General features: G+C 71.8%; 5 protein-coding genes. All 5 read left to right on the top strand.

What is annotated here, in order from left to right; all coding sequences use genetic code 11:
* The first annotated feature begins 140 nt into the window (after nucleotides 1–140).
* Entirely contained in the window at nucleotides 141–953 is an 813-nt protein-coding gene (locus BI335_RS10890; RefSeq protein WP_094404913.1) for a glycosyltransferase family 2 protein, read from the top strand.
* A 96-nt stretch (nucleotides 954–1,049) separates the two neighbouring features.
* Nucleotides 1,050–2,738: a ribulokinase gene (gene araB, locus BI335_RS10885; RefSeq protein WP_094357766.1), complete on the top strand. Its 1,689-nt coding sequence runs from the start codon at nucleotides 1,050–1,052 to the stop codon at nucleotides 2,736–2,738.
* Complete coding sequence (locus BI335_RS10880) at nucleotides 2,731–3,486, top strand: L-ribulose-5-phosphate 4-epimerase (RefSeq protein WP_094357764.1); 756 nt, start codon at nucleotides 2,731–2,733, stop codon at nucleotides 3,484–3,486. Before araB ends, BI335_RS10880 begins: the two co-directional genes overlap by 8 nt.
* Nucleotides 3,487–3,490: 4 nt before the next feature.
* Complete coding sequence (araA, locus tag BI335_RS10875) at nucleotides 3,491–4,999, top strand: L-arabinose isomerase (protein WP_094403260.1); 1,509 nt, start codon at nucleotides 3,491–3,493, stop codon at nucleotides 4,997–4,999.
* 1 nt (nucleotide 5,000) lies between these two features.
* A complete protein-coding gene (locus BI335_RS10870; protein WP_094404914.1) occupies nucleotides 5,001–5,987 on the top strand; it encodes a zinc-dependent alcohol dehydrogenase in 987 nt (328 codons plus the stop codon).
* Nucleotides 5,988–6,018 lie beyond the last annotated feature (31 nt).

The following is a 6,018-nucleotide window of genomic DNA, read 5'->3' as shown; positions in this document are numbered from 1 at the left end:
TGTAGAGCGCGGAGTTGGCCTGGCGGTCCCCGACTGGCCGGGGTTGCTGCACCGCGCCCGGGACCTGCGCCCGGACTGGGACCGCTGGCAGCTGACCGGTGCCGCCGAGCGCGCCGCCGGGGTGATCGCGGGGGTCGCCGATGGCTGAACCGGCCGTGCTCACCCTCGCCACCCGGGGTCGGCTGGCGCACCTGCACAACCAGGCCGCCGCCCTGCGGGCGTACGCCCCAGCGGCTCGGCACGTGGTGGTGACCATGGGCCCGGAGTTCGACCCCGGTTGCGGGGACCTGCACGCCCACCTGCCGGCCGCCGACGGCCGATTGCCGCTGGCCGCCGCGCGGAACCTGGCCGCGGACCTGGCGATGGCCAACGGGCACCGCGAACTGGTCCTGCTCGATGTCGACTGCCTGCCCACCCCGGGGCTGCTGCCGGCGTACCGGCGGGCCCTCGCGGCCCGGCCCCGGGCGCTGCTCTGCGGGCCGGTGAGCTACCTGCCCGCCGAGACCGCCGGCGCCGACTGGCAGCAGCTGGTCACCCACCGCGCCCCGCATCCGGCCCGCCCCGACCCGCCCGCGGGCACGCTCGCCGACGGCGGCGACCACGACCTGTTCTGGTCGCTGTCCTTCGCCTGCACCGCCGAGACCTGGCGGGAACTGGGTGGCTTCTGCACCGAGTACGCCGGCTATGGCGGGGAGGACACCGACTTCGGCCGACTGGCCCGGGTGGCCGGGATCGACCTGGTCTGGGTCGGCGGCGCCGACGCGGTGCACCAGTGGCACCCCACCAGCAGCCCGCCCTGGCAGCACCTCGACGACATCCTGGTGAATGCCCGGATCTTCCACCGCCGCTGGGGTGACTGGCCGATGCGCGGCTGGCTCGAGGCCTTCGAGCAGGCTGGTGCGCTGCGGCGTACCGGATCGGGCTGGGAGAAGGCCCAGTCACCCACCCGGTAACACCCGCGGCAACCCTTCCGACTGCCCGGCGGACGTCTTGACAGCCAAATTGTGAGCGCTAACATTGCGGCAACTTGGCCTAGCGAAGGACACAGGATGGGTGCGGACCACGACGAGGTGGTGATCGGAGTCGACTTCGGCTCCCTGTCCGGACGAGCGGTCGTCGTCCGGGTGCGCGACGGGAAGGAACTCGGCAGCGCGGTCCACGACTACGAGCACGCGGTGATGAGCGACCGGCTGACCGCCGGGGACGGGCGCGCGCTGGGCGCCGACTGGGCCCTGCAGGCGCCGCAGGACTACCTGTCGGTGCTCCGCCGGGCCGTTCCGGCCGCGCTCGAGTCCGCCGGGGTCGACCCGGCCCGCGTGCGGGGCATCGGTACCGACTTCACCGCATCGACGCCGATGCCGGTGCTGGCCGACGGCACCCCGGTGAGCGATCTCGACGAGTGGCGCAACAACCCCCATGCCTATGTGAAGCTGTGGAAGCACCACGCCGCCCAACCCCACGCCGACCGCATCAACGCGCTGGCCGCCGAGCGCGGTGAACCGTGGCTCGCGCGCTACGGCGGACTGATCTCCTCGGAGTGGGAGTTCGCCAAGGGGCTGCAGCTCTTCGAGGAGGCGCCCGAGGTCTATGCGGCCACCGACCACTGGGTCGAGGCGGCCGACTGGATCGTCTGGCAGCTGTGCGGCGAATACGTCCGGAACGCCTGCACCAACGGCTACAAGGGCATCTACCAGGACGGCCGGTACCCGAGCGAGGAGTTCTGCGAGGCGCTCTCACCCGGCTTCGGCGGATTCGTCGAGGAGAAGCTCCGGGCCCGCATCGGCGAGTTGGGTGCCCGCGCCGGGTCCCTGACCGCCGAGGCCGCGGCCTGGACCGGTCTGCCGGAGGGGATCGCCGTCGCGGTGGGCAATGTCGACGCCCACGTCACCGCCCCCGCCGCCCGGGCCACCGCACCCGGCGAGATGGTCGCGATCATGGGCACCTCCACCTGTCACGTGATGAACGGTGCCCAGCTGCGCGAGGTCGACGGCATGTGCGGGGTCGTCGACGGTGGCATCGTCGCCGGTCTCTGGGGTTACGAGGCCGGCCAGTCCGGGGTCGGCGACATCCTCGGCTGGTTCGTGGACAACTGCGTACCCGCCTCCTACGCCGAGGCGGCCGAGGCCGCCGGGATCTCGGTGCACCAGCACCTCAGCGACCTGGCCTCGCGGCAGCAGGTGGGCGAGCACGGCCTGGTGGCGCTGGACTGGCACTCGGGCAACCGGTCCATCCTCGTCGACCACGCCCTGTCCGGGGTGATCGTCGGCCAGACCCTCGCCACCCGACCGGAGGACCAGTACCGGGCCCTGATCGAGGCCACCGCCTTCGGCACCCGCACGATCGTCGAGGCCTTCGACCGCTCCGGCGTACCGGTGACCCGATTCGTGGCGGCCGGCGGCCTGCTGAAGAACCGGTTCCTGATGCAGGTGTACGCCGACGTGCTGGACATGGAGATCGCGGTGATCGGTTCCGACCAGGGCCCCGCGCTCGGCTCGGCCATCCACGCCGCGGTGGCCGCGGGGTGCTATCCGGACGTGCCGGCCGCGGCCGAGGCGATGGGCCGCCGCGTCGATGCGGCGTACCGGCCCGACCCGGACGCCGCGGCCGCCTACCGCAGGCTCTACGCCCACTACCGCCGGCTCCATGACCATCTCGGACGAGAGGCCCGCGATCTCATGCACGACCTGAAGGAGATGCGCCAGCAGGCCCTCGAGGACAGGAGGACCCGCGATGAGTGACCAGCGGCCGCGGTTGCGCGATCTGGACCGGGCGACCCGGGACGCGGTGGCGGCCTGCCGCGAGCGGGTCGCCACCCTGCACGCCGAACTGCCCCGCAACGGCCTGGTGGTCTGGACCGCGGGCAACGTCTCCGAACGGGTCCTGGGCACCGATCTGTTCGTGATCAAGCCGTCCGGGGTGTCCTATGACGAACTCGCCAGCGAGGCGATGGTGGTCTGCACCCTGGACGGCGCCAAGATCGACGACGGTACGCCGGAGCGACTGACCCCGTCCTCGGACACCGCCGCGCACGCCTACGTGTACCGGCACATGCCCGAGGTGGGCGGGGTCGTGCACACCCACTCGCCCTATGCGACCGCCTGGGCCGCGCTCGGCGAACCCATTCCCTGCGTCCTCACGATGATGGGCGACGAGTTCGGCGGCGACGTGCCGATCGGGCCCTTCGCGCTGATCGGCGACGACTCCATCGGACAGGGCATCGTGGAGACCCTGCGCGGCAGCAGATCGCCCGCGGTGCTGATGGCGAACCACGGCCCGTTCACGATCGGACCGGACGCCCGTGCCGCGGTGAAGGCGGCCGTGATGGTCGAGGAGGTCGCCCGGACCGTGCATCTGGCCCGCCAGCTGGGCATGCCGCAACCGATCCACTCCGATGCGGTCGACCGGTTGTACGCCCGCTACCAGAACGTCTATGGCCAGCCGACGGCTGCCGAGGACGCGACCCACTCCCAGAACCAGAAAGGCTGACCCGGTGCAGAATCCGTTCCAGGGCAAGGAGATCTGGTTCCTCACCGGATCGCAGGATCTCTACGGCGAGGACACCCTCCGCCAGGTGGCCGAGCAGTCGCAGGCCATCGTCGCCCAGCTCGACGAGGCCCCGGAGATCCCGATCCGCGTGGTCTGGAAACCGACGCTGAAGGATCGGGACGCGATCCGCCGCACCATGCTCGATGCCAACAGTGACGACGCCTGCGTCGGGGTGATCACCTGGATGCACACCTTCTCCCCGGCGAAGATGTGGATCGGTGGGCTGGCTGCCCTGGCCAAACCGCTGCTGCACCTGCACACGCAGGCCGCGGTGGAGCTGCCCTGGGCCACCATCGACATGGACTACATGAACCTCAACCAGGCCGCCCACGGGGACCGCGAGTTCGGGTATCTCGGGGCCCGGTTGGGTACCCGCCGCACGGTGGTCGTCGGCCACGTCAGCGACCCCCGGACCCGTGCCAGGGTCGGCGCCTGGGCCCGGGCCGCCGCGGGAGCCGCCGAACTCCGCGGCCTGCGACTCGCGCGCTTCGGTGACAACATGCGCAATGTCGCGGTCACCGAGGGGGACAAGACCGAGGTCGAGTTCAAACTCGGCGTCTCGGTGAACTCCTGGGCGGTCAACGAACTCGTCGAGGCGGTCGACGCGGTTCCGGACGCCGAGGTGGACGCCCTCTGCGCACAGTACGACCGGGACTACGAGGTGGCGCCGGAACTGGGCCCCGACGGGGATCGGCGGGACTCGCTGCGGGTCGCCGCGCGGATCGAGCTGGGCCTGCGGTCCTTCCTCGACGGCGGTGGTTTCGGGGCCTTCACCACCAACTTCGAGGACCTGGGCGGGCTCCGACAGCTGCCCGGCCTGGCCGTGCAGCGGTTGATGGCCGACGGATACGGGTTCGGCGCCGAGGGCGACTGGAAGACCGCGATCCTGGTCCGGGTGGCCAAGGTGATGGGCCATGGTCTGCCGGGTGGCGCCTCGCTGATGGAGGACTACAGCTATGAACTGACGCCCGGTCGGGAGAAGATCCTCGGCGCGCACATGCTGGAGATCTGTCCCTCGCTGACCACCGCGCGGCCGCGGCTGGAGGTCCACCCGTTGAGCATCGGCAACCGCGAGGACCCGGTCCGGTTGGTCTTCGAGGCCGATCCGGGCCCGGGCATCGTGGTCGCCATGGCCGACCTCGGCGAGCGGCTCCGGCTGACCGCCAATGTGGTCGACCTGGTCGCCGCGGACGCCCCGCTGCCCAACCTTCCGGTGGCCCACGCCGTCTGGGAGCCGAAACCGGACTTCGCGACCTCGGCGGAATGCTGGATCACCGCCGGCGCGGCCCATCACACGGTGCTCAGCAGCGCCGTCGGTCTCGACGTCTGGGAGGCGCTGGCGGACATGGTCGACATCGAGCTGGCCGTCATCGACGACCGGACCACCACTCGCGGCTTCGCCGACGCGCTGCGCTGGGAGCACGCCTACCGTCGCCTCACCCGAGGGGCCTGAGGTGCGCGCCGCGCAGTTGCACGCCCCCGGTGATCTGCGGCTCACCGAGGAGCCGGCGCCCGAGTCGCGTCCGGGGTGGACCCGGATCGCGGTCGGTGCGGTCGGGTTGTGTGGCTCGGATCTGCACTGGTACGCCGAGGGCGGGATCGGCGACGCCCGTCTCGACCAGCCCGTCGTGCCCGGTCACGAGATGGGTGGGGTGGCCCTCGACGGTCCCTACGCCGGCCAGGTCGTCGCGATCGATCCGTCCATCCCCTGTGATCGGTGCGAGCACTGCCGCGAGGGGAATCCCAACCTGTGCGAGCACCAGGACTTCGCCGGGCACGGCGGTTTCGACGGCGGGCTGCAGGAGGAACTGCTCTGGCCGACCGACCGGCTCCACCCGATGCCGGAGGGGATCGACCCGGTGGCCGCCTCGGTGCTGGAACCACTGGGGGTGGCCATCCACGCCTGGGATCTGGGGCACGTGCGGCTGGCGGACCGGGTCGCGGTCGTCGGCTGCGGCCCGATCGGCCTGCTGCTGGTCCAACTGGCCGTGTCCCTGGGGGCACGGGAGGTGTGGGCGGTGGAACCACTGGCACACCGGCGGGCGGCGGCCGAGCGCTATGGCGCGGATCGGGTGCTGACCCCCGACCAGGCCCGGGAACAACCGCCCGCCTCCTGCGAGGTGGTCTTCGAGGTGCACGGGGGACCCGAGGCGGTCGAGCTCTCGATGCAGCTGGCCCGCGGCGGCGGACGGGTCGCCCTGGTCGGGATCCCCGATGAGGACCGGACCACCTTCACGGCCTCGCTCGCGCGCCGCAAGGGACTCACCCTGGTCTGCGTACGCCGGATGAAAGACGTGTACGCCCGCGCGGTCACCGCCGTGCAGCGCGGGCACGTCGACCTGGACTCGCTGGTCAGCGACCGGTTCCCGCTGGCCGATGCCGCCGCCGGGTTCGACTTCGCCGCCCGGCGGGCAGGTCTCAAGACCGTCATCGAGATCTGAGCCACCGGCGACGGCGAGGAACGGCGGCGTG

Origin of the sequence: Enemella evansiae (assembly GCF_002250705.1) — a bacterium.
GTDB lineage: Bacteria > Actinomycetota > Actinomycetes > Propionibacteriales > Propionibacteriaceae > Enemella > Enemella evansiae.
This window is presented reverse-complemented; position numbering and strand designations above follow the sequence as displayed.